Raw genomic sequence first — 20,488 nt, forward strand, 5'->3', positions numbered from 1 at the left:
CGCCGCGCAGACCTTCGTCGCGGTCGGCACCGACGGCCTCGACCCGAGCGACCTGCGCACCCAGCGCGGTGACGAGGCGGTGCGGAGGCTCATCGCCGACCGCAAGCCGATGTTCGAGTTCATGATCCGCCGGCAGCTGCGCGGCTTCGACCTCGAGACCGTGGAGGGCCGGGTGGCCGGGATGCGCGCCGCCGCCCCCGTGCTGGCCGGCATCCGCGACCCCGCGTTGCGGTCGGGGTACGTGCGCAGCGTCGCCGGCTGGCTCGGGATGGATCCGAACGAGGTGGGGCGCGCCGTGCAGAGCGCTCCGCGCGCGAAGGCGCCGACGGCGGCCCCCGAGGAGCACGCGGACGACCAGCTCGCCGAGGTGCGGCTGCTCGACCTGCCGACCGACGTCGAGACCCGGATGGAACGCGACGCCCTGCTCGTCATGCTCCAGCGACCGGATGCCATCGGGCGCGACCTCCTGGAGCGCGCGACGGCGGTGCGCATCCGCAATTCCCTGCTCGACGTCGTGCGCGACGGCATCGCGACGGCGCTCGACGCCTGGGACGCGCCCGACTGGATCACCCGGGTGACCGAGGCCGTGCCGAGCCGGTTCGGGGCCCTCGTGGCCCAGCTCGGCGTCGCCCCGATGCCCGAGAACCGTGCGGGGAACGTCGACCGGTACTGCCGGCAGCAGGTGTCCGACCTGATCGCGGTCGACCTGTCGCGGCGCAAGGCGGAACTCCAGGGCGCGTCGCAGCGGGCCGCGGCGGAGGGCGACGACGCGCGCGCCCGCAGCATCCGCGCGCAGCTAGCTCAGCTCGAGCTCGAGCGGCGGAAACTGCGCGAGGGATGAGCGGTCCGGGTGCCGCGCAGGCCGCTTGTGTTATGACTGGTAGGCCCGTGCGGCCCGAGCGTGCGGGCATTCCGCCGTGCCCCGCCCGGCAACAGACCCGATGAAGGAGGCGCCATGAGCAGGATCCTGCCGCGCCGCGCACTCGCCGTCGTCACGGCCCTCGCGGCCGTCGCCACCCTCGCCGCCTGCGCCACGACCTCCGGCGCGTCGAGCCCGGTGCGCCTGGGGTGGAGCGCCGAGATCCCGCCGCTCGACCCGGCGGCGAGCGATTCGGTCGCGTCGTTCGCGCTGCTGACCCAGCTGTACCCGTCGCTGTTGACCGTCGAGGCGGAGCAGCCGGAGCCGGTGCCCGAGATCGCGGAATCGGTCGAGTGGCCGGAGGCCGGCGTCTACCGGGTCATCCTGAAGCCCGGTCTCACGTTCGCCAACGGCGACGATCTGACCACCTCCGACGTGAAGTTCAGCATCGAGCGGCAACTCGCCCTCCAGTCGGAGGACGGCGCCTGGCGGCGGCTCTCGAATCTCGACAGCGTCGAGATCATCGACGACGTGACGATCGACTTCCGACTCGACACCGCGTTCGACGCGGGCTTCCCGTTCGTGCTCGCCGGCCCCGCGGGCCTCGTCCTCGACGAGGAGGAGTTCTTCGCCGATGAGTTGACCCCCGACGAGGACATCCTCGACTCCCAACCGTTCGCCGGGCCGTACGTGCTCACCGCGGCGCGCGGCGGGGTGCTGACCCTCGACCCGTATGACGACTTCGGCGGCCCGGTGCCGGCGGCGTCGGCGATCGAGCTGCGGTCGGGCTCCGGCGACGATCTCGCGCGGCAGCTCTCCGAGGGGTCGCTCGACGCCCTCACCGGGAGGTTCGCCGTCGAGACCCTCGAGGCGCTCGCCGACGACGAGGCCGTCGACCTGGCCCGAGCCGCGTCCGGCCGAGTTCGGCTGCTTGCCTTCGATTTCGCCCACATGCCGTTCGGCAGCCGCACCGAGACGGCCGATCCGGCCAAGGCCCTCGCGATCCGTGCGGCCGTCGCCGACATCGTCGATCGCGAGGCGCTGGTCGACGAGATCGGCGGCAACTCGATCGAGGCGCTCTACGGTTATCTGCCGGCAGGCATTCCGGGGGAGTCGGCCGTCTTCACCGAACTCCGCGGCGACCTCCAGGGCGGGCCCGACGTCGCGCGCGCGGAAGCGGGTCTCGTGGCAGCCGGGATCGAGACGCCGGTCGAGATCAGCATCCATGTCGACCTCGGCCAGGTGGGCGCTCCGGGCGGCGCCGAGGTCGCCGGTCTCGCCGCCCAGCTCGACGACAGCGGGCTGTTCGCGGTCACCGTCGTCGAGTCCGACGCCGACGAGCTCGGGGCGGCGATCGTGGCCGGTGAGGTCCAGTCCGTGTTCACGAGCGTGCTGCCGGCGACGGCGGACCCGCAGGACTATCTCGAACCCTTCCGCACGGCCGGGGTGCTCGCGCCCGGCTATGCCGACACGGCTGTCGACGGCCTGCTCACCCAGAACGTCGTCGAGGCCGATCCGGAGGTCCGCGCGGCCACGGTGTTGCAGACCCAGCTCGCGATCGCCGCACAGCTCCCGGCCATCCCGATCACCCAGGGCGAGCGCGTCGTGTTCGCCCGCGGCACCCTCTCGGGCTTCGCCGTGGACGACGCGCTTCCGCTCGACCTCAGCCGCCTGCGTCGCTGACGCGCGTCGAGTGCCGAGCGGCGGGTTGGGTAGCGTGGCAGTCGTGGGAGAGGCAGTCGTGAGGGACGCAGCGGTCAGGGGTCGGCAGTGAGCGAAGTCGCGGTCCGCGCGGACGATCTGACTCTCGGCTACGGCGACGACGACATCGCGGTGAGCGGTGTCTCGTTCGAGATCCCGCTCGACGGCATCCTCGGGGTGGTGGGCGAGGCCGGTTCGGGCAAGAGCACGCTCGCCCGTGCCGTCGCGGCCCAGGCGGTGCCCGGCGAGGGCGAGCCGCCGCACATCGTCGGTGGTCAACTGCGGGTGCTCGGGCGGGAGATCCGCGACCTCTCGCCTCATCGTCGCGACAAGCTCATGCTGAAGGTCGGCTACCTGCCGCAGGACGGCGGCAGCACTCTGGAACCTCATCTCACGGTCGGGGAGAACGTCGCCGCCCCGATCTACCAGCGCGACGAGAAGTACGACCGCACGAAGGCCGGTGCGCTCGTCGCGCAGCTCGTGGATGCCGTCCGCCTCCCGCTCGGCGTCATGGCCAAGATGCCTCACGAGTTGTCCCGTGGCCAGCGGCAGCGCATCGCGCTGGCCCGTGCCCTCATCCTCGAGCCCAACCTGCTCGTCGCCGACGACCCGACGATGGGCGTCGACGTGCTGGTGCGCGGCCGCATCCTCACCGTCATCGCCGACCTCCAGCGCGAGCGCGCGTTCTCGGCGCTCGTGATCGGCCACGACCTGCGCGAGCTGCGCACGATGACGGAGCAGATCGCGGTCATGCACGAGGGGATGTTCGTCGGCTACGGCCACGTCGACGACGTGCTCGACAACCCGCTGCACCCGTACGTCGAAGCTCTCGCCGCGACCGCGCGCTGACCGGATGCAGAAAGCCCCGCACCTGATCTGAGATCGGTGCGGGGCTTTCTTTCGTTTCTTGCTCCGCGGGCTGGGCTCGAACCAGCGACCGTCCGATTAACAGTCGGATGCTCTGCCAACTGAGCTACCGCGGATCATGCAACCCGACGAGCTTACTACGAAAGCGCTCAGCCCCTGTGACGCACGCTCTCCCGCGACGGCGTCGGAGTCGCGACGACGCCGACGATCACGACATCGCCCGGGTCGAGGTGTTCCGCCCAATCGGGGAACTGCAGCGCGGCCCGTTCGCCGCCTCCGTCGGGGGAGAGCCCGATCGCGTCGCTGAGATCCGGCCGTTGCCCGGCACCGGGCTCGGCGTCGGGAACTCGGTGACGACGACCTCCTCGGGGAGTTCCCCGGCGAACTCCTGGGCCGCCAGATCCGAGAGTTACTCCCCGGGGCGTAACGCCTCGCGCGTAGCCTGAAGTCATGCCGCGCCCCGATCATCTCTTCTCGCGCGCGCCCGGCCCCGGCCACTGGCGCGGCGGGGGTGGGAACGGGGGAGCCTGGCACGGCCCAGGCGGGAACGGAACAGCCTGGCACGGACCTCCGCCGCACGACTGGAGCGCCCCGACGTCCGTGACCCTCTGGGTGCCGGTCGTCCTGTCGTTCGTCGCGCAGTTCTTCGGCGCGCTCTGGACGGTCCGCACGGGCGATCTCGTCCCGCGCGACGCGGCGTTCGTGCTGGCCCTGGCGGTCGTCGGTCCGCTCGCCCTCATCGGCGCGCGACGCTTTCCGGGGCCGGTCGTCCTCGTCGTCTCGATCGCGGCGTGCCTCGACCTCTTCGTGCACTCCGACAGCGGGCCGCCGTACATCGCGCTGGCGTTCGCGATCGTGTCGGCGATCGTCCGCGGCGCGCGCATCTGGGCCTGGGCGTCGGTCGGTACCTGCTGGCTCGCGAGCGTCGTCGCGGCGACCGTGCTGGGCCGGGAGAACTTCTCGCCCGGGCGGATCGCGGCGATCACGCTCGGCATCCTCATCGTCTTCGGCATCGGCGAGGGGATGCGCAGTCGGCGCGACCGCTTCGCCGAGTACCGCCGGCTCACCTCGCAGCGCGAGCAGAGCGAGGTGCAGGCCGAACGCGTGCGGATCGCCCGGGAACTGCACGACGTGCTCGCCCATTCGCTCAGCCAGATCAATGTGCAGGCCGGTGTCGGCCTCCACCTCATGGACCGTCAGCCCGACAAGGCGGCGGAGGCCCTGGCGAGCATCAAGGAGACGAGCAAGACCGCCCTCGACGAGGTGCGTGCCGTGCTCGGCGCGTTGCGCAGCGACGGCGGCGAGGCTCCGCTCGTGCCCGAGCCGGGGCTCGACCGCCTGCCCGCCCTCGTGAGTGCGATCCGGGGCGTCGACGTGACTCTCGACGACCGCATCGGCACCGCCCCGAAGCCCGTGCAGCTCGCCCTGTTCCGCATCGTCCAGGAGTCGCTCACCAACGTCACCCGCCACGCCGACGCGCAGCGCGCCACGGTGCGGCTGTGGATCGAGGACGGCGGGATCGAGGACACCGGGACCGAGGGCGGCGCCTACCGCCTCGAGATCGCGGATGACGGGTCGGGTCCGACGACCCTCGCCAGCGAGACCGGCGGACGCGGACTGCTCGGGATGCGCGAACGCGCCGAGCTGCTCGGCGGGCACCTCTCCGCCGGACCCGCCGAGGGCGGCGGGTTCCGGGTCTCCGCCACGATCCCGATGGAGCACAGATCATGATCCGCGTCGCCCTGGCCGACGATCAGCACCTCATCCGGGCGGGGTTCAGCAGTCTGCTCGAGGCCGAACCCGACCTCGAGGTCGTCGGCGAGGCCGCGACGGGCCGCGAGGCCGTGGCGCTCGTGAAGCGCACGAAGCCCGACGTCGTGCTGATGGACATCCGGATGCCGGACGGCGACGGGCTCTGGGCGACCGAGCAGATCGTCGCCGATCCGGCCCTCGGCGGCACCCGTGTCGTCGTGGTGACGACGTTCGAACTCGACGAGTACGTCGCGCAGGCGATCCGCGCGGGCGCGAGCGGGTTCCTCGTCAAGGACACCGAGCCGGTCGAGCTGATCCGCGCCGTGCGGGTCGTCGCCGGCGGCGACGCGCTGCTGAGCCCGAGCGTGACGAAGCGGCTGCTCGAGCGGGTCGCGAGCAATCTCCGCGACAGCCCCGATCTGCGGCCCCTCGAGCCCCTCACCGAGCGGGAGCGCGAGGTGCTCACCCTCGTCGGCCAGGGGCTCACGAACGAGGAGATCGGCGCCCGCCTCTACCTCAGTCCGCTGACCGCGAAGACCCACGTCTCCCGCATCATGTCGAAGGTCCTCGCCCGCGACCGCGTGCAGCTCGTGGTGCTCGCCTACGAGACCGGCCTGGTCAAGGCGGGCTCCACGGAGTAGCGCGCGGCGCCGGGATGCTCCCGGGGGAGTAGTCGGATCGCTCCCGGCGGCGGATTCCCGCGAGGCTCCGCACGAGGAGAGTCGAGGCATCGGATCCCACCCGGGGATCCGTGAAACGGAGCTCCTCAATGTTCACCGCCATCGCACTCGGCGCCGCCGCCTTTCACCCGTGGCACGGGGGCGGATTCTGGTTCCTCCTGATCCCGCTGTTCTGGATCCTCGTGATCGCCCTGCTGTTCGCGATCTTCGGACGCCGCCGGCGTCAGTGGATGTCGGGCGGCTACGGCCCGCACGGCTGGGGCCACCAGGCCTGGCAGCACGCGCAGGCCGCGGGCAGCGCCGAGTCGGTGCTCGCCCAGCGCTACGCGAACGGCGACATCGACGAGAAGGAGTACCGCGCGCGCCTCGAAGTGCTGCGCTCCTCCGGGCCGACGCCGCCCGTCAAGTAGCCGCCGCGGCACGCCCGAACGGGCCCGAGTCTCAGGACTCGGGCCCGTTTCGCGATCCATCGAGACGCTTGCTCAAGAAGACGCGGTCGAAGCCCTCGGAGTCTCCGCGGCCGGTCTCGATGTATCCGACTCGCTCGTAGAGCGCGAGGTTCTCGACCATCGTCACGTGCGTGTACAGGCGGATCGTCGGGCAACCGGCCTCCCGCGCCCGCGCCTCGGCGTGCCGGATGAGCATCCGACCGAGCCCCCGGCCCTGGGCCGCCGGCGCGACGGCGACGTTCTCCAGCAGCATCCCGTCGGCCTCGCGGTCGAGCACGACGACGCCGAGGATCTCGCCGTCGTCGACGACATCCACGAGTCGCGTCGCGAGAACGCTCGCGTAGTCCGCGAGCATCGGGCCGGGCTTCGTCCCCATCCGCGGGATGTAGCCGCGGTAAGCGTCGTGCACGATCCGTTCGATCGCCGCGAGGTCGTCCTGCCGCGCGGGGCGGATGGTGGCACCCATGCGCGACAAGATACGCCACGCGACCGATAAGCTGATCGGTCGGGGCCGCGGCGTGCGATCAGCCGTGGATCAGGAGGCAGCACCGTGGATCAACTGGCCGTGGATCAACTCAGCGTGGACGGGATCACCGTCATCCTCGCCGCCGTCGCGGGCGCGCTCGTCGTCGTCACCCTCGTCCTGCTCGTGCTCTGGCGTCGGGCGCGGCGCAGCGCGGTGCGCAACGAGTTCGATCGCACGACCGCCGACCGGGAGCGGCTCGACCTCGAGCTCACGCTCGCCGAGCAGACCACGCGACTGCGCGTCGTGCGCGAACTGCACGAGCTCGCGGTGCACTCCGTGTCGGTGATCATCAGCAACGCCGACGGCGCGCGATACGCCGCATCCCAGGATCCGGCCGTGGCCGCGCGCAGCGCGTCGGTCATCGCCGACACCGCGCGTCACACCCTCGCCGATCTCCGCCGGGTCATGGCGCTGTCCCGCGAGGGCGAGGCGGCGGCCGGACCGCAGCCGCGACTGTCGACCGTGCGCGACCTGTTCAAGGTGATGCGGGATGCCGGTCTCGGCATCGAGTTCCGCGAGACCGGGGAGCGCATCGATCTCAAGCAGGGCGCCGAGTTGGCGATCTACCGCATCCTCCAGGAGGCGCTCGAGAACGCGCTCGCCCACGGCGGGGAGGGGACGGAAGCCCTCGTGTCGTTCACCTGGAACGAGACGGGGCTCGAGGTGCTCGTGGCCGACGACGGAGCCCGCGCCGCGGCCCGCCGCGAGGGGCTGGACCCCGATGAAGTCGCTCGGGATCGGGTGACGAGCCAGGACGACGATCTCGCCGCGCTCACCCAGTCCCCGACGGGTCGCGGGATGACCGAGATGCGTGAGCGCGCCGAACTCTACGGCGGCATGCTCACGGCGTCCGTCATCCCCGGGGTGGGTTTCACGGTCACCGCGATCTTCCCCGCCCTCAGCGGGCACAACGGCATCGAGGGCGTCAAGCTGGGCGCCGAGTGAGCCCCCGCCGCGCGCCCGCGCGTCCCGCCGTCCGGCTGCTGCTCGTGGACGACTCGCAGTGGCAGCGCGAGGGCTGGCTGCTGCTGTTCGGCTCGCAACCCGACATCGAGGTCGTCGGTGACGCGGGCGACGGCGCGCAGGCGCTCGCCTTCCTGCGCACGCACGCCGTCGACGTGGTGCTGATGGACATCCAGATGCCGCGCGTGAACGGGCTCGTCGCGACCGAGCGCATCCTCGGCGACGACCAGGTGCGGGCGCTCGGCGGTCCTCCGCGCATCATCCTCGTCACGGGCGTCGACCTCGACGATCACGTGCCGGCCGCGGCCCGCGCGGGCGCTTACGCGGTGCTCTACAAGGATGCCGAACCGGAGGCGCTCTTCGACGTCATCCGGTCGGCCGCCCGTCCCAGCTCGGTGGTTGAGTAGCCGCCGCAGGCGGCGTGTCGAAGCCACGTCCGCCGAAACCACCGCCGAAACCACCGCCGAAACCAGCCACGAGTCCTCCGCGGCGATTCGCGCGAGCGTCAGCGTCACCTTGGCCGTCTCGGCCTACGGCGTCTCGTTCGGAGCCCTCGCGGTCGCCTCGGGTCTCGACATCTGGCAGGCCTGCGTGCTGAGCCTGCTGATGTTCTCCGGCGGCTCCCAGTTCGCCTTGATCGGGGTGCTCGCGAGCGGCGGAGGCGCCGCGGGGCCGGCCGCGATCGCGAGCGCCGCCCTCCTCGGCCTGCGGAACACCCTCTACTCGGTGCGGATGGGTCCGATCGTCGGCGGCCCCTGGTGGCGTCGGATGCTGGCGGCTCCGTTCACGATCGACGAGTCGGCGGCCGTCGCGACGGCCCAACCCACAATGCGCGGCCAACGCCTCGGCTTCTGGGTGACCGGTGTCGGCATCTACCTGGGCTGGAACCTCGCGACCCTCGCCGGCGCGCTGCTGGGCGACCTCGTCGGCGACGTGCGTCAGTACGGTCTGGATGCCGCAGCCGCGGCCGCGTTCCTCGGGTTGCTCTGGCCGCGGCTGCGCACCCTCCAGCCCGTCGCCGTCGCGGTCGCCGGGGCTGTCGTCGCGACCCTGCTCATCCCGGCGGTGCCTCCGGGCATCCCGGTGCTGGCCGCGGCGGCCGTCGCGATCGTCGTCGGCATCACGAACGTGCTGGGGAAGCAGACGTGACCGTCTGGCAGACCGTGCTGCTCGGCTCGGTCGCGGTGCTCGCCCTCAAGGTCGTCGGCTATCTCGTGCCGCCGGCGCTGATGGAACGCCCCACCCCGGCGCGCGTGGCGAACCTGACGACCGTCGCGCTGCTCGCCGCGCTCGTCGTGACGCAGACTCTCGAACGCGGCGGTGAGCTCGTGCTCGACGCGCGCGTGCCCGCCGTGGTGCTGTCCGGCATCCTCTTCGCCGCCCGGGTGCCGTTCATCGTGGTGATCGTGGTCGCGGCGCTCACCGCCGCCGGGCTGCGGCTGCTCGGCTGGATGTCCTGAGCCGCTTCTCGGATCGGGACCTCCGACCCTGGTGTCTCGCAGCCGGGGAGCGCAGGATGGGCGCGTGCAGACCTCGGGAGCCTGGCGTCGCGGTGCGGAAACGCCCGTCGACGATGTGACCATCGACCGGATCGACGCGTGGTGGCGCGCGGCGAACTACCTGAGCATCGGGCAGATCTACCTGCTGGCGAATCCGCTGCTGCGCGAGCCGTTGGTCCGCGACCACGTGAAGCCGCGGCTGCTCGGGCACTGGGGCACGACGCCCGGGCTCAACTTCCTCTACGCCCACCTCAACCGGGTGATCGGCGAGCGCGACCTCGACACGGTCTACATCGCCGGTCCGGGGCACGGCGGGCCGGGGATGGTCGCCAACGCGTGGCTCGATGGCACGTACTCGGAGGTCTACCCCGACATCCCGGTGAGCGAGGAGGGCGTTCGACGGCTGTTCCGCCAGTTCTCGTTCCCCGGCGGCATCCCGAGCCACGCCTCGCCCGACACCCCCGGGTCGCTCCACGAGGGCGGCGAGCTGGGCTACTCGCTCTCGCACGCCTACGGGGCGGCGTTCGACAACCCCGACCTGCTCGTCGCCTGCGTCATCGGCGACGGCGAGGCCGAGACCGGTCCGCTGGCCACCGCGTGGCACGGCAACAAGTTCCTCAACCCGAGGCAGGACGGCGTCGTGCTGCCGATCCTGCATCTCAACGGCTACAAGATCGCCAACCCGACGGTGCTCGCCCGCATCCCCGACGACGAACTGCTCGCGCTCATGCGCGGCTACGGTCACGAGCCCTTCCTGGTCGCCGGCGGGTTCGACGGCGAGGACCCGCGAGCGGTGCACGCCCGGTTCGCCGCCGTGCTCGACGAGGTGCTCGACCGGATCGCCGCGATCAAGGCAGCCGCGGAGGCGGGCGACGCGTCCCGCCCGGCGTGGCCGATGATCATCCTCCGCACCCCGAAGGGCTGGACCTGCCCGGCCGAGATCGACGGGTTGCCGGTGGAGGGCACGTGGCGCGCCCACCAGGTGCCGCTCGCGAGCGCCCGCGACACCGACGCGCATCTGCGCATCCTCGACGACTGGATGCGGTCCTACCGTCCCGAGGAGCTCTTCGACGAGGCCGGAGCGCCGCGCCCCGAGGTCGTCGCGCTCGCGCCGTCGGGCGCCCGGCGGATGAGCGCCAACCCGGTCGCGAACGGCGGGGTGCTGCGCCACGACCTGCAGCTCCCGGACTTCCGGGCGACGGGGGTGGAGGTGGCGCCGGACGACCGGGGTGCGCTGCAACTCGAGTCCACCGCGGTGCTCGGCCACTGGCTCGCCGACGTCATCCGTGCCAACCCCGACGACTTCCGCATCTTCGGCCCCGACGAGACGGCCTCGAACCGCCTCGCCCCGGCGGTCTACGAGGCGACGGCGAAGCAGTGGAACGCCGAGATCGACCCGGTCGACCAGAACCTCGCCGCGACCGGACGGGTGATGGAGGTGCTCAGCGAGCACCAGTGCCAGGGCTGGCTCGAGGGCTACCTGCTGAGCGGCCGGCACGGGCTCTTCAACACCTACGAGGCGTTCGTGCACATCGTCGACTCGATGTTCAACCAGCACGCCAAGTGGCTCGAGGCGTCGCGCCGCATCCCGTGGCGTGCGCCGATCGCGAGCCTCAACTATCTGCTGTCCAGCCATGTCTGGCGGCAGGATCACAACGGCTTCAGCCACCAGGATCCCGGCTTCCTCGATGTCGTCGTCAACAAGAACGCCGAGATCGTGCGCGTCTACCTGCCGTTCGACGCGAACACGCTGCTGTCGACCTACGACCACTGCCTCCGCTCCGTCGACTACGTGAACGTCGTCGTCGCCGGCAAGCAGCCCGCACCGCAGTGGTTGACGATGGACGAGGCGATCGCCCACTGCACGCGCGGTCTCGGCATCCTGCCCTGGGCGGGCACCGAGGTCGACGGGGAGGAACCGGATGTCGTGCTCGCCGCCGCCGGGGACGTCCCGACGCTGGAGATGCTCGCCGCCGCCGCGATCCTGCGCGAGCACATCCCGCAGCTCCGGGTGCGTGTGGTCAACGTCGTCGACCTGATGCGCCTGCAGTCGGCGGACCAGCATCCGCACGGCCTTCCCGATGCCGAGTACGACGCGATCTTCACGACCGACAAGCCGGTGATCTTCGCCTTCCACGGCTACCCGGCGCTCATCCATCGCCTGACCTACAAGCGCACCGGTCACCGGGACCTGCACGTGCACGGCTTCCAGGAGCGCGGCACGACGACGACGCCGTTCGACATGGTGATGCTCAACGACCTCGACCGCTACCGGCTCGCGATCGACGCTCTCGACCGCGTTCCGGGGCTCGCCGCCGCCCACGCCGGCTTGCGGCAGGAGCTCGAGGATGCCCGGCTCCGGGCGCGGGCGTACACCCGGGAGCACGGGGAGGACATCCCCGAGGTCGCCGACTGGCGCTGGCCGGGAGGCGCTGCTTAGGCGTCGAGGTCGTCGACGCCGGGCATCCACGACTTTCCCGGCATGCCCCAGCTCTTCTTGCGGATCGCCTTCGCGACGCCCTTGTCGTAGGGGTGCTCCAGCCGGTCGGCGTAGAGCACGCCGTCGAGGTGGTCGTACTCGTGCTGGAAGATGCGGGCCAGCCACCCGGTGGCGCGGATCTCGAAGGGTTCGCCGTCGAGGCCGGTCGCGGTGAGCAGCGCCTCGGTCGAGCGCCGCAGCGGGAACCGCTCGCCGGGAACCGAGAGGCAGCCCTCGGATTCCTCGTCCTCGTCCAGTTCGCCGAGCGCGAGCGGAGCGATCAGCAGGTGCGGGTTGATCGCGGTGCCGGCGTGCTCCACCCCGTCCTCGTCGACCCACGACCAGACGAAGACGCGCAGCGGCACGCCCACCTGCGGGGCGGCGAGGCCCACGCCCGGAGCGGCGGCCATCGTCTCCGCCATGTCGCGCACCAGTTCGCGCACCGAATCGTCGATCTCGCCGACCGGGGCGGCGGGGGAGTGGAGGGTCGGATCGCCGGTGATGCGAATCGCGCGAACGGCCATTCAGCCAGGATATCCAGCCGCCGTCCGCTAGATTTCCGGGGTGGATGTCCTGGACGAACTCGACGTGCAGAGCGTCATCGGCGGGATGGCTCCGATCGGGATCCTCATCGCCCTGGTCGGCGCCGTGTTCCTCTCGCTCGGCGCGCAGTTCCAGCACCGCGGCGTCGAACTCGTCGAGGAGAAGCACGGGTCGGGCGCCAAGGCCGGGTTGAGCATCCGCCAGCTGATGTACCTGCTGGCCAGACCGTCGTGGGTGATCGGCACCGTGATGCTCGGCCTCGCGATCATCCTGCAGCTCACGAGCCTCGGGTTCGCGCCCCTCATCGTCGTGCAGCCGATCGGCGCGGTCGCCCTCGTCATCACCGCGATCGTCAACGCCCGCGTCACCAAGGTGAAGATCGAGGGGCCGGTGCTGCGCGCCATCGCGCTCTGCGTCGGCGGCATCGCGCTGTTCGTCACCTTCGCCGCGATCTTCGCCGAGGAGCAGGTCGTCGGCGAGGCGCAGCTCGTCATCATCCTCAGCATCCTCGGTGGCGTCGTCCTGATTCTCGCGCTCACCTTCGCCTTCGCGCGCAAGCGGGCCGGAGCGCTCTTCTACATCGTGTCGGCCGGCGTGCTCTACGGCTTCGTCGCCACCCTCGCGAAGGTCGTCATCAACCGTCTCGCGAACCTGATGGCCGGCGTCGTCGGCGGCGACTTCGAGTGGCTCACGATCGGCTGCATCGTCACGCTGCTGGTCGCGGCCGCGCTCGGTGCGTACTTCGTTCAGACCGCGTACTCGCTCGGCTCGCCCGACCTGGTGATCGCGGGGCTGACCGTCGTCGACCCGCTCATCGCCGTCGCGATCGGCATCGCCGTGCTCGGCGAAGCCTCGGGCGCGCCGCTCTGGGTCATCCCGGTCTGGGCGCTCGCCGCGGCCCTCGCCATCTACGGGGTGCTCCAGCTCTCGAAACATCACCCGCAGACCCACGCGCGCCTCCGGGAAGCGGTCGAGTCCGCCCTCGCACCCGACGACGGTTCGTCCGGCAAGCCGACCAGCGCGGCGTGACCGACGCGTCCAGTCGCCTGGGATACCCTCGTCCGGTGCGGATCATGCTCGGCGGCGACACCTTCGCGCCCGACATCAACGGTTCCGCCTCCTTCGCGAAGCGGCTCGCTGTCACGCTCACCAAGCGCGGCCACGAGGTGCACATGGTCGCCCCGTCGCCGAACGGCCCGGGTCGCTCCGGCATGGAAGAGCACGATGGCGTCGAGTTCATGGTGCACCGGCTCACCAGCTGGCGGTGGTACCCGCATCCGTGGCTGCGGTTCGCTCTCCCGTGGCGCGCGAAGGCCAACGGGCGCAAGCTCATCGAGAAGTACCAGCCGGATGTCGTGCACTTCCAGTCGCACATCATCATCGGCGGCGGACTCGCCCCCGCGGCGAAGGCCCGGGGCATCCGTCTCATCGGCACCAACCACACGATGGCCGAGAACATCGCCCAGCACGTGACGATCTTCCCGCCGCCGCTGCTGCGCTGGCTGATCCGCACCCAGTGGAAGGCGGCGGCGAATGTCTACTCCCTCGCCGACGAGGTCACGACGCCGACGAAGCGTTCGAGCGACTACTTCGAGCGGATGACCGGACTCACCGGTGTGCACTCGATCTCGAACGGCATCGACGCCGCCAACTACGTGCCGAACTTCGAGCCGCGCACCGAGAACCGCATCGTGTTCGTCGGACGGCTCGACGAGGAGAAGTGCATCCACGAGCTGCTGCAGGCGTTCGCCCTGCTCGACTCCGGTCTCGACGCGAGCCTCGACATCGTCGGCAACGGCGAAGACCTGCACCGCCTCGAGCGGCTCGCCCGGGAGCTGAAGATCGCCGACCGGGTCACCTTCCACGGCAAGATCTCCGACGAGAAGCTGCGCGACATCCTCACCGCCGGCGCCGTGTTCGCGATGCCCTCCCGCGCCGAACTGCAGTGCATCGCCGCGATGGAGGCGATGTCGTCGGCCCTGCCCGTCGTCGCCGCGAACGCGATGGCGCTGCCGCACCTCGTGCACCCGGGGGAGAACGGCTACCTCTACGAACCCGGCGACATCCCGGCCTTCGCCGCGCATCTGACCTCCGTGCTCACGGCGTCGCCCGCCGAGTACACGTCGATGAAGAAGGCGTCCCAGGCGATCGTCGCCAAGCACGACCTCCAGGCGACCGTCGACGTCTTCGAGGCGCTGTACCGTGGGGAAACGGTGACCGACCCGGTCACCGACGACCCGACTCCCACCGCGGCACCCAAGCGGGCGAAGTCGGCGCGGGGCGGTAGCTCAGCTGGTTAGAGCAGCGGACTCATAATCCGTCGGTCACGGGTTCAAGTCCCGTCCGCCCTACAGATGTTCACGGCGGTCGTGGGGGTGCTGCTCAGCCGTCGTGGGTGAGCGTGACGCTCGACTCGCTGTCGACGCGAAGCTCGGTGCCGTCGTCGCCCGTGAGTTCCAGGTGGAAGCCGTCGCGGTCCCGGTGGTCCAGCTGCTCCTGCACCCGGGCAGCTTCGGTGTCGGTGAGGGTGATGGTCGCGTCGTCGACGGTGAGGGTCCAGGTCATCGCCGCAGCGTAGACCGCGGTCCTGGCAATGCGTCGGGCCGGACGCGACAGCAGGCGAGCTCCTCGCGCCACGCCTGCTCGGCCGAGATCACGAAATGGTCACGATCGGCGTCATCGGGCCGTTGCGAGCCCCGAAATCGCCCCGGATGTCGGCGGTCCTCGGTTCCGTGAGGGCATGACGGAAGACGCCTTCGAGTTCGACGCGAGATCCGCGCCGTGGCGCGGTCCCGACGCGCGCGAATGGATCGAATGGCGCCTCGCCGAGGCGGAGGTCGAGGCCGGGCAGGCGGCGCGTGCGCTCGCGACACAGATGGCCGCGATGGCCGACGTGCTCGCCGAGGCGGAGCGGCATCCCGAGGTGTTCGCCATCTTCGATGGTGAGCCGACGGCCGACGATCTCCGGGTCGCGTACGACGCGGCCGTCGCCGACCTCGCGGTGCGGCTGTCGGTCGCGGAGGGCACGGTCGCCCTCATGGCGCACCAGGCCCGAAACCTGCGCACGCGCGCACCGCTCACCTGGGCGACGTTCCGCGAGGGGGACATCTCGGCCGCGAACGCGCGGAAGCTGGCCGACGTGCTCGACTCGCTGCCGGTGGCGGCGTCGTGCGACTCCGACCTCGATGCCCGGGCCGTCGACCTCGCGCGGCTCGCCCCGGCGCGCTTTGCCGAGCGGATGCGCACCCTGCGTGAGCGCCTCCACCCCCGCGCACTCGAGGAGCGGCACCGGGATGCCGCCGCGTCGCGCCGCGTGGTCCGCGAAGTGGAACCCGACGGGATGGCGTGGCTCGGGTTCTTCCTGCCCGCGGCCGCTGCTCAGGCGGCGTGGGAGCGCATCGACGCGGCCGCACGGCACCTCGCCGTGCCGGGGGAGTCGCGCTCGCTCGATGAACTCCGTGCCGACGTCGGCGCCGATCTGCTCACCGGGTTCCACGACCCCGAGACGGCGCCGCGCGTCACCGTCGGCGTGCTCGTTCCGATGATGACGCTGCTCGGCCTCTCCGACGAACCGGCAACGCTCGAGGGGTACGGCCCGATCGACGGCGACACCGCCCGCCGGCTGGCCGCGCACGCGCCGAGCTTCCACCGCATCCTCACGCACCCCGTGTCGAGCACGGTGCTCGACGTCGATCGCGCCACGTACCGACCGCCCGCCGACCTGACGCGGTGGCTGCGGCTCCGCGACGGCACCTGCCGGTTCACGGGATGCGGCCGCGCGGCGAAGAACTGCGACCTCGACCACACCGGCGATTGGGCGAAGGGCGGACGCACCGCGGCCGGCAACCTCGCCCACCTCTCCCGGCGACATCACACCCTGAAGCACCGCTCGAGATGGCGGGTCGAACAGGGGCCGGGCGGCATCCTCACCTGGACCAGCCCCACCGGCCACGTGAGCACCTCCGATCCTCCACCGTTCTGAGCGCGACGACACGCCGGAAGACTTCGGGAGCACGCACTAGTACACACTGTGCAGGACTGTGCGATGCATGGAACTGTGCGATGCATGGAACTGCGCGATGGATGGACACGACGCGACTGCTCAAGGGCGTGCTCGATTTCGTCGTGCTCGCCGCGGTGCAGCACGAAGACGGCTACGGCGACGGCTACGGCGACGACTACGACATCGGGCGACGTCTGCGCGCCGCCGGGCTCGAGGAGATCGTCGACGCGTCGGTGTACGGCACCCTGCGTCGGCTCTCCGGCGCCGGCGCGCTGACCAGCTACGTCGCGCCGTCGGACGGCGGCCCGCACCGCAAGTACTACGGGTTCAACGACCAGGGTCGCGCGATGCTCGCCGAGCAGCGCGACAGTTGGTGACGTGCCCAGGCGGTCCGGCTGGAATGTCTACCCGATCGGCGAGGGCTGATGGCCGATCAGCGCGCGGCTCGGGATGCCGTCAACAGCCCGGTGAGCACGTCACGCGCGTGCTCGAGGTCGGCGATCGACATCCCGAGCCGCTCGACCACCTGACCCGGCACGGCGAGCGCCTTCGCGCGCAGGGCGGTGCCGGCGTCGGTCAGGGCGACGGCGAGGGCGCGTTCGTCGGCGGGATCCTTCGAACGCGTCACGAGTCCGGCCGTCTCGAGGCGACGCAGGAGGGGGGAGAGGGTCGCGGGTTCCAGCAGCAGCTCGTCGCTCAGGTCGCCGACGCGGCGCGGGCTGCGTTCCCAGAGGGCGAGCATGACGAGGTACTGCGGATGGGTCAGGCCGAGCGGCTCGAGCACCGGACGATACAGCGCGATGACGCTACGCGAGGCGGCCGCCAACGCGAAGCACACCTGTCGGTCGAGAGCCAGCGGGTCGGTGGAGGTCGTCACGGCTCGACGCTAGCCGAAAACGCTGAGTGCACGAAGTAAATGATGAGTACACTAACGATATGGATGATCGTCTGCGCTGGTGGGATCGCCTCAACCGGGCGCTCTACCCGTACCTCGGTCCCGCCCAGCTGGGATCACCCGACGAGCCCCCGGCGCCGTCGAGTCTCGGGCGCCCGTGCCCGATCTGCGGTGCCGCGATGACCGAGCACACGGTCGAGCGCGCGGGGGACTGGTCGACCGCGACACGGGTGCACTCCCCGGTCTCTGCGGCCTGAAGCTGGGCTGCCTGAAGCTCTGCAGCCTGAATCTGGGCTGCCTGAAGCTGGGCTGCCTGAACGGCGGCGGGCACCCGTTTCCGGGCACCCGCCACCGATTCGTCAGGCCGGCTGCGACGAGATGAGGAACTGCACGGCGCCGTCGTCGCCGACGCGGGCGTCGAGCACCTTGTCGTCGAGGGCGGACGCGACCGGCAGGTCCATGAAGACGCGAGCGGTGCCGTGTTCGGCGACGACCTCGGTCTCGGCGGGTGCGTCGGCGACCGAGACGGCGAACTGGTCGCCCGCGGCCTCCGCGATGCGCAGGCCGCCGGTGTCGGTGGTCACCGTGCGCCCCACGATGTCGCTGACGACGAGGCTGGCGTTGTCGGTGATGGTGAGCACGTGGAATCCTTCCGTCGGGGTGCAGGAGTCAGCCACGCTTCCGAGAATCGGCCGAGGTTTCCACTTCTGACGCCGACTCGGAGGGGATTCACACCTGGGCGCACGCCCGGGCTCACACCTCCGGCGAGACCTTCGCGGCACGGCGTCGCGCGACGGCGTCCTTCGCCGCTCCGAGACCGCGCTTCACGACGCGCGTCGCCTTCTCGTTGACGACCTGTGCCTTCTCGAACTCGGTCCCGAGGATGCCGAGGCCGCCGAGTGCGACGAGGGCGCCGGGCCCGGGCAGCGGGATCAGCACGACGCCGAGGGCGACGGTTCCTCCGCCGACGATCCCGACACCGGTGCGGTAGACGCGGTTCGCGGTCGGACTCCTGCGGATGGCCGCGCGCCCGCCGATCAGCGCTGATCCGGCGGCACGTCCTACCGCCGACCCGAGACGGGACGCGGGCGACGGCGAGGGGGACGGGGCATCGGTCATGGCCAGACGGTAGCGATCCGGGCTGGGAATCACCTCAGGTCGCGCATCCGGGCGCTGCCCTCCCGATCGCCGCGCGACCGGCGCTCGAACCAGATCGCGACGGTGATGAGGATGACGCCCGCCGACCCCGCGGCGACGTAGAAGATCACCGGGTCGATGTCGCGTCCGACGGCGAGCACGACGAGGATCACCAGGATCTCGACACCGAAGGTCGCCAGGCTCAGCACGAACGGCGCGGCGTACCGCAGCAGCGCGCCGACGAGCAGGGCGACGAGCGCGAGGCCGAGCACGAGGATGGCCCGCCAGGTCGCCGGGTTGGTGCCGGTCGCGAGCACGGACGGCAGCACGGTCACGACGATCCCCGGCGCGAGCACCGCCCAGCTGCGGGTGAACCCGACGGGCCAGGACGTCAGGGTGCCGCGACGGCTGTCGCTGCCGTGCCGCAGCACCAGCACCCCCGCCGCCGTCAACGCGAGACCGAGGGGCAGCGAGAACCACTCGACGTTCAGCGCGCGCACGCTCCACCCGGCGACCGCGACGAACCAGGCCGCAACGAACACGATCCCGATCGGCGGCAGGATCGTGGTTCCGCGCAGCGACCGCACGACCGTCCCCAGCATCCCGCCCAGCAGCACGAGCATGAGCGCCCACAGCATCCACATCGGTCCGATCGGCGGACCGGCAACCTCGCCCGCACCGGGCGACACCGTGGCGATCGGACCGGCGATCAGGAACGCGAGTGCCGGCGTCAGCAACCACCGGTGGGTCGGCCGCAGGTGGCGCGCGGCGTCGCCTGCGAGGATCGCCGCCACGACGCTGAACACGAGCACCGGCCAGACGACGAGGTCGCGCTCTCCGAGCGCCGCGTCGTCGAGCTCCCACGCGTAGCGCACCGCCTGGATCGCTCCGGCCCCCGCCGCGCCGATCGCCGCGGCGAGGAGGGGCACGCGCAGCCCGGCGAGCTTCTCGACCCGCCGGGCGAGGGCGACCCCCAGAACGAGCAGCATCAGGGATGCCGCCAGCAGGGCGAGCGCGCGCCACGGAAGCGCTGCCCCCTCGCCCGACCCGCTGACCGCGAGCACGACGAGCGAGGTGGCGATCGCGATCGCCAGGCCGGGAGCGACGAGCGCCGCGCCGGTGCGGCCGCGCAGGCTGAGCACGACGCCGATCACGACGGCGGCGAGCGCCGGCGGGTAGACGTAGGGCTCGACGTCGGTGATGCCGACGAGGCCCCAGACGCACCAGAGGGCGGCGGTCCACGAACCCGCCGCGACCCACCAGCCGTAGCGCCGATGCGCGAAGACGGCGGCGCCGGCCGCGCCGATGCCGAGGATGAGGAAGACCAGCAGTGCGGTGCTGAGGTCGGCCGTCGTCAGGACGAGCGCGAGGAGCGCGGTGATCGCGCCCGTGACGAAGGCGGAGATCTCGATCCACCGACGAACCGAGGCGGCGTCCGCCTCCGGCACCTCGCCCCGGCGCAAGGAGGCGGCGATGAGCGGGCTCGTCGGCAGCACGAGGGCGACGAGCGTCGCGATGAGCGGCAGGGTGACGGGCGCCCCGCCCTGGCCGTTCCACGCGGGCACGACGTCGGTCTCGATGATGCGCGGCACGACGTTGACGAACACGACGGCGAGCGACGGCAGCAGGAGGGCCGCCGCCCCGCTGCGCACGAACCTGGTGAGCCCCGGGCGCCGCGTGAGGGTGAGGGTGAGGCACAGCGCGAAGATGGCGGCGTTCGCCAGGGCCGTCTCCCAGGTGCGCTCGGCGATGACCGTGGCGACCCCGACGAGGAACGGCACCGCCGTGACGCCGAGCACCGCGTACCAGAGCGGCGCTCGCACCCGGCGCACGAGGGTGACGACGAGGGCGGCCACCGACGCGACCGTCGCGGTGGAGGCGATCACGGGGATCGTGTCCAGTCCCAGCAGGTCCAGACCCCGCGCGACGAGCACGAGCGCGTAGCCGTAGCCGACCGCGACGTAGGCAGGCCGGCTACGCAGGGGCATCGCCATCGCCAGCACGCCGAGAGCGAGGATGATCGCGGCCCCGGCGGCGACCGTGAGCCGCTCGTCGGCCCACGAGATCGCCGCGAGGTAGACCAGGATGACGTGGGCGGCGACCAGCAGCGGGGCGCGCAGCGCGAGCGCGGCGTC

Annotated in this window: 22 protein-coding genes, 2 tRNA genes and 1 pseudogene; 17 read left to right on the top strand and 8 right to left on the bottom strand. The window is 71.5% G+C overall.

Annotated elements, in window-relative coordinates:
• The 3 genes and pseudogenes from ACILQS_RS09635 to ACILQS_RS09645 all read left to right on the top strand — a co-directional run.
• Positions 1 to 841: pseudogene (locus tag ACILQS_RS09635) on the top strand (DNA primase); the annotation flags it as partial.
• A 114-nt stretch (positions 842 to 955) separates the two neighbouring features.
• The gene (locus ACILQS_RS09640) at positions 956 to 2,542 is read left to right on the top strand and encodes an ABC transporter substrate-binding protein (RefSeq protein WP_395639909.1); all 1,587 of its coding nucleotides are present in this window, start codon (positions 956 to 958) and stop codon (positions 2,540 to 2,542) included.
• A gap of 87 nt (positions 2,543 to 2,629) precedes the next feature.
• Positions 2,630 to 3,409, top strand: coding sequence for an ATP-binding cassette domain-containing protein (locus ACILQS_RS09645; RefSeq protein WP_395639910.1), 780 nt, complete (start codon positions 2,630 to 2,632; stop codon positions 3,407 to 3,409).
• A gap of 61 nt (positions 3,410 to 3,470) precedes the next feature.
• Here the strand turns inward: ACILQS_RS09645 and ACILQS_RS09650 are convergent.
• Positions 3,471 to 3,543, bottom strand: a tRNA-Asn gene (locus ACILQS_RS09650).
• Positions 3,544 to 3,877: 334 nt separating this feature from the next.
• Here ACILQS_RS09650 and ACILQS_RS09655 point away from each other — a divergent pair.
• From ACILQS_RS09655 to ACILQS_RS09665, 3 genes are all read left to right on the top strand, one after another.
• Positions 3,878 to 5,158: a sensor histidine kinase gene (locus tag ACILQS_RS09655; RefSeq protein ID WP_395639911.1), complete on the top strand. Its 1,281-nt coding sequence runs from the start codon at positions 3,878 to 3,880 to the stop codon at positions 5,156 to 5,158.
• Positions 5,155 to 5,820 (top strand): response regulator, encoded by a 666-nt coding sequence (locus ACILQS_RS09660; protein WP_395639912.1) that lies wholly within the window; start codon positions 5,155 to 5,157, stop codon positions 5,818 to 5,820. Before ACILQS_RS09655 ends, ACILQS_RS09660 begins: the two co-directional genes overlap by 4 nt.
• A gap of 128 nt (positions 5,821 to 5,948) precedes the next feature.
• Positions 5,949 to 6,269: an SHOCT domain-containing protein gene (locus ACILQS_RS09665; RefSeq protein ID WP_395639913.1), complete on the top strand. Its 321-nt coding sequence runs from the start codon at positions 5,949 to 5,951 to the stop codon at positions 6,267 to 6,269.
• A 31-nt stretch (positions 6,270 to 6,300) separates the two neighbouring features.
• On the opposite strand, the gene ACILQS_RS09670 is transcribed toward ACILQS_RS09665, so the two are convergent.
• A complete protein-coding gene (locus tag ACILQS_RS09670) occupies positions 6,301 to 6,774 on the bottom strand; it encodes a GNAT family N-acetyltransferase (protein ID WP_395639914.1) in 474 nt (157 codons plus the stop codon).
• An 84-nt stretch (positions 6,775 to 6,858) separates the two neighbouring features.
• Here ACILQS_RS09670 and ACILQS_RS09675 point away from each other — a divergent pair, with 84 nt between their 5' ends.
• The 5 genes from ACILQS_RS09675 to ACILQS_RS09695 all read left to right on the top strand — a co-directional run bounded on the left by ACILQS_RS09675 (position 6,859) and on the right by ACILQS_RS09695 (position 11,736).
• Entirely contained in the window at positions 6,859 to 7,779 is a 921-nt protein-coding gene (locus tag ACILQS_RS09675; RefSeq protein ID WP_395639915.1) for a sensor histidine kinase, read from the top strand.
• Positions 7,776 to 8,204, top strand: a complete 429-nt coding sequence (locus ACILQS_RS09680) for a response regulator transcription factor (protein WP_395639916.1) — start codon at positions 7,776 to 7,778, stop codon at positions 8,202 to 8,204. Before ACILQS_RS09675 ends, ACILQS_RS09680 begins: the two co-directional genes overlap by 4 nt.
• Before the next feature lie 109 nt (positions 8,205 to 8,313).
• Positions 8,314 to 8,946, top strand: a complete 633-nt coding sequence (locus ACILQS_RS09685) for an AzlC family ABC transporter permease (RefSeq protein WP_395639917.1) — start codon at positions 8,314 to 8,316, stop codon at positions 8,944 to 8,946.
• On the top strand, positions 8,943 to 9,257 hold the full coding sequence (locus tag ACILQS_RS09690; protein WP_395639918.1) for an AzlD domain-containing protein: 315 nt from the start codon (positions 8,943 to 8,945) through the stop codon (positions 9,255 to 9,257). Before ACILQS_RS09685 ends, ACILQS_RS09690 begins: the two co-directional genes overlap by 4 nt.
• Before the next feature lie 64 nt (positions 9,258 to 9,321).
• Positions 9,322 to 11,736, top strand: a complete 2,415-nt coding sequence (locus ACILQS_RS09695) for a phosphoketolase (RefSeq protein ID WP_395639919.1) — start codon at positions 9,322 to 9,324, stop codon at positions 11,734 to 11,736.
• Here ACILQS_RS09695 and def read toward each other — a convergent pair.
• Entirely contained in the window at positions 11,733 to 12,299 is a 567-nt protein-coding gene (gene def / locus ACILQS_RS09700; RefSeq protein WP_395639920.1) for a peptide deformylase, read from the bottom strand. The two genes, ACILQS_RS09695 and def, sit on opposite strands and share 4 nt — an antisense overlap.
• A gap of 40 nt (positions 12,300 to 12,339) precedes the next feature.
• Here def and ACILQS_RS09705 point away from each other — a divergent pair, with 40 nt between their 5' ends.
• The 3 genes from ACILQS_RS09705 to ACILQS_RS09715 all read left to right on the top strand — a co-directional run bounded on the left by ACILQS_RS09705 (position 12,340) and on the right by ACILQS_RS09715 (position 14,669).
• Positions 12,340 to 13,347 (top strand): multidrug DMT transporter permease, encoded by a 1,008-nt coding sequence (locus ACILQS_RS09705; RefSeq protein ID WP_395639921.1) that lies wholly within the window; start codon positions 12,340 to 12,342, stop codon positions 13,345 to 13,347.
• A gap of 44 nt (positions 13,348 to 13,391) precedes the next feature.
• Positions 13,392 to 14,618 carry a glycosyltransferase gene (locus ACILQS_RS09710; protein WP_395639930.1) on the top strand — a complete coding sequence of 409 codons (1,227 nt, stop codon included), beginning with the start codon at positions 13,392 to 13,394 and terminating at the stop codon, positions 14,616 to 14,618.
• Positions 14,596 to 14,669, top strand: a tRNA-Ile gene (locus tag ACILQS_RS09715). Before ACILQS_RS09710 ends, ACILQS_RS09715 begins: the two co-directional genes overlap by 23 nt.
• Positions 14,670 to 14,700: 31 nt before the next feature.
• Here ACILQS_RS09715 and ACILQS_RS09720 read toward each other — a convergent pair.
• Entirely contained in the window at positions 14,701 to 14,883 is a 183-nt protein-coding gene (locus ACILQS_RS09720) for a hypothetical protein (RefSeq protein WP_395639922.1), read from the bottom strand.
• Positions 14,884 to 15,058: 175 nt separating this feature from the next.
• On the opposite strand from ACILQS_RS09720, the gene ACILQS_RS09725 reads away from it, so the two are divergent.
• Both ACILQS_RS09725 and ACILQS_RS09730 read left to right on the top strand, forming a co-directional pair.
• Positions 15,059 to 16,300 carry a DUF222 domain-containing protein gene (locus ACILQS_RS09725; protein ID WP_395639923.1) on the top strand — a complete coding sequence of 414 codons (1,242 nt, stop codon included), beginning with the start codon at positions 15,059 to 15,061 and terminating at the stop codon, positions 16,298 to 16,300.
• Positions 16,301 to 16,401: 101 nt separating this feature from the next.
• The gene (locus ACILQS_RS09730; RefSeq protein WP_395639924.1) at positions 16,402 to 16,698 is read left to right on the top strand and encodes a PadR family transcriptional regulator; all 297 of its coding nucleotides are present in this window, start codon (positions 16,402 to 16,404) and stop codon (positions 16,696 to 16,698) included.
• Between the two features lie 56 nt (positions 16,699 to 16,754).
• Here the strand turns inward: ACILQS_RS09730 and ACILQS_RS09735 are convergent, their stop codons facing one another.
• Positions 16,755 to 17,198, bottom strand: coding sequence for a MarR family winged helix-turn-helix transcriptional regulator (locus ACILQS_RS09735; RefSeq protein ID WP_395639925.1), 444 nt, complete (start codon positions 17,196 to 17,198; stop codon positions 16,755 to 16,757).
• A 59-nt stretch (positions 17,199 to 17,257) separates the two neighbouring features.
• Here ACILQS_RS09735 and ACILQS_RS09740 point away from each other — a divergent pair, with 59 nt between their 5' ends.
• Entirely contained in the window at positions 17,258 to 17,473 is a 216-nt protein-coding gene (locus tag ACILQS_RS09740) for a hypothetical protein (RefSeq protein WP_395639926.1), read from the top strand.
• Between the two features lie 102 nt (positions 17,474 to 17,575).
• Here the strand turns inward: ACILQS_RS09740 and ACILQS_RS09745 are convergent, their stop codons facing one another.
• The 3 genes from ACILQS_RS09745 to ACILQS_RS09755 all read right to left on the bottom strand — a co-directional run.
• Positions 17,576 to 17,857: a Fe-S cluster assembly protein HesB gene (locus ACILQS_RS09745; protein ID WP_395639927.1), complete on the bottom strand. Its 282-nt coding sequence runs from the start codon at positions 17,855 to 17,857 to the stop codon at positions 17,576 to 17,578.
• A 112-nt stretch (positions 17,858 to 17,969) separates the two neighbouring features.
• Entirely contained in the window at positions 17,970 to 18,335 is a 366-nt protein-coding gene (locus ACILQS_RS09750; protein ID WP_395639928.1) for a PGPGW domain-containing protein, read from the bottom strand.
• Between the two features lie 29 nt (positions 18,336 to 18,364).
• Positions 18,365 to 20,488: SCO7613 C-terminal domain-containing membrane protein (locus tag ACILQS_RS09755; RefSeq protein WP_395639929.1), on the bottom strand; the 2,124-nt coding region annotated here is incomplete at its 5' end.

It is taken from the genome of Pseudolysinimonas sp., from assembly GCF_044239695.1.
Classification (GTDB): Bacteria; Actinomycetota; Actinomycetes; order Actinomycetales; family Microbacteriaceae; genus Pseudolysinimonas_A.

Excerpts from the sequence above, each read along its gene's own strand:
- ACILQS_RS09720 (WP_395639922.1), bottom strand. The coding sequence starts at position 14,883 with ATGACCTGGACCCTCACCGTCGACGACGCGACCATCACCCTCACCGAC.
- ACILQS_RS09640 (WP_395639909.1), top strand. The coding sequence starts at position 956 with ATGAGCAGGATCCTGCCGCGCCGCGCACTCGCCGTCGTCACGGCCCTC.
- ACILQS_RS09655 (WP_395639911.1), top strand. The coding sequence starts at position 3,878 with ATGCCGCGCCCCGATCATCTCTTCTCGCGCGCGCCCGGCCCCGGCCAC.
- ACILQS_RS09730 (WP_395639924.1), top strand. The coding sequence starts at position 16,402 with ATGGACACGACGCGACTGCTCAAGGGCGTGCTCGATTTCGTCGTGCTC.
- ACILQS_RS09750 (WP_395639928.1), bottom strand. The coding sequence starts at position 18,335 with ATGACCGATGCCCCGTCCCCCTCGCCGTCGCCCGCGTCCCGTCTCGGG.
- def (WP_395639920.1), bottom strand. The coding sequence starts at position 12,299 with ATGGCCGTTCGCGCGATTCGCATCACCGGCGATCCGACCCTCCACTCC.
- ACILQS_RS09710 (WP_395639930.1), top strand. The coding sequence starts at position 13,392 with ATGCTCGGCGGCGACACCTTCGCGCCCGACATCAACGGTTCCGCCTCC.
- ACILQS_RS09660 (WP_395639912.1), top strand. The coding sequence starts at position 5,155 with ATGATCCGCGTCGCCCTGGCCGACGATCAGCACCTCATCCGGGCGGGG.
- ACILQS_RS09725 (WP_395639923.1), top strand. The coding sequence starts at position 15,059 with ATGACGGAAGACGCCTTCGAGTTCGACGCGAGATCCGCGCCGTGGCGC.
- ACILQS_RS09670 (WP_395639914.1), bottom strand. The coding sequence starts at position 6,774 with ATGGGTGCCACCATCCGCCCCGCGCGGCAGGACGACCTCGCGGCGATC.
- ACILQS_RS09740 (WP_395639926.1), top strand. The coding sequence starts at position 17,258 with ATGGATGATCGTCTGCGCTGGTGGGATCGCCTCAACCGGGCGCTCTAC.
- ACILQS_RS09665 (WP_395639913.1), top strand. The coding sequence starts at position 5,949 with ATGTTCACCGCCATCGCACTCGGCGCCGCCGCCTTTCACCCGTGGCAC.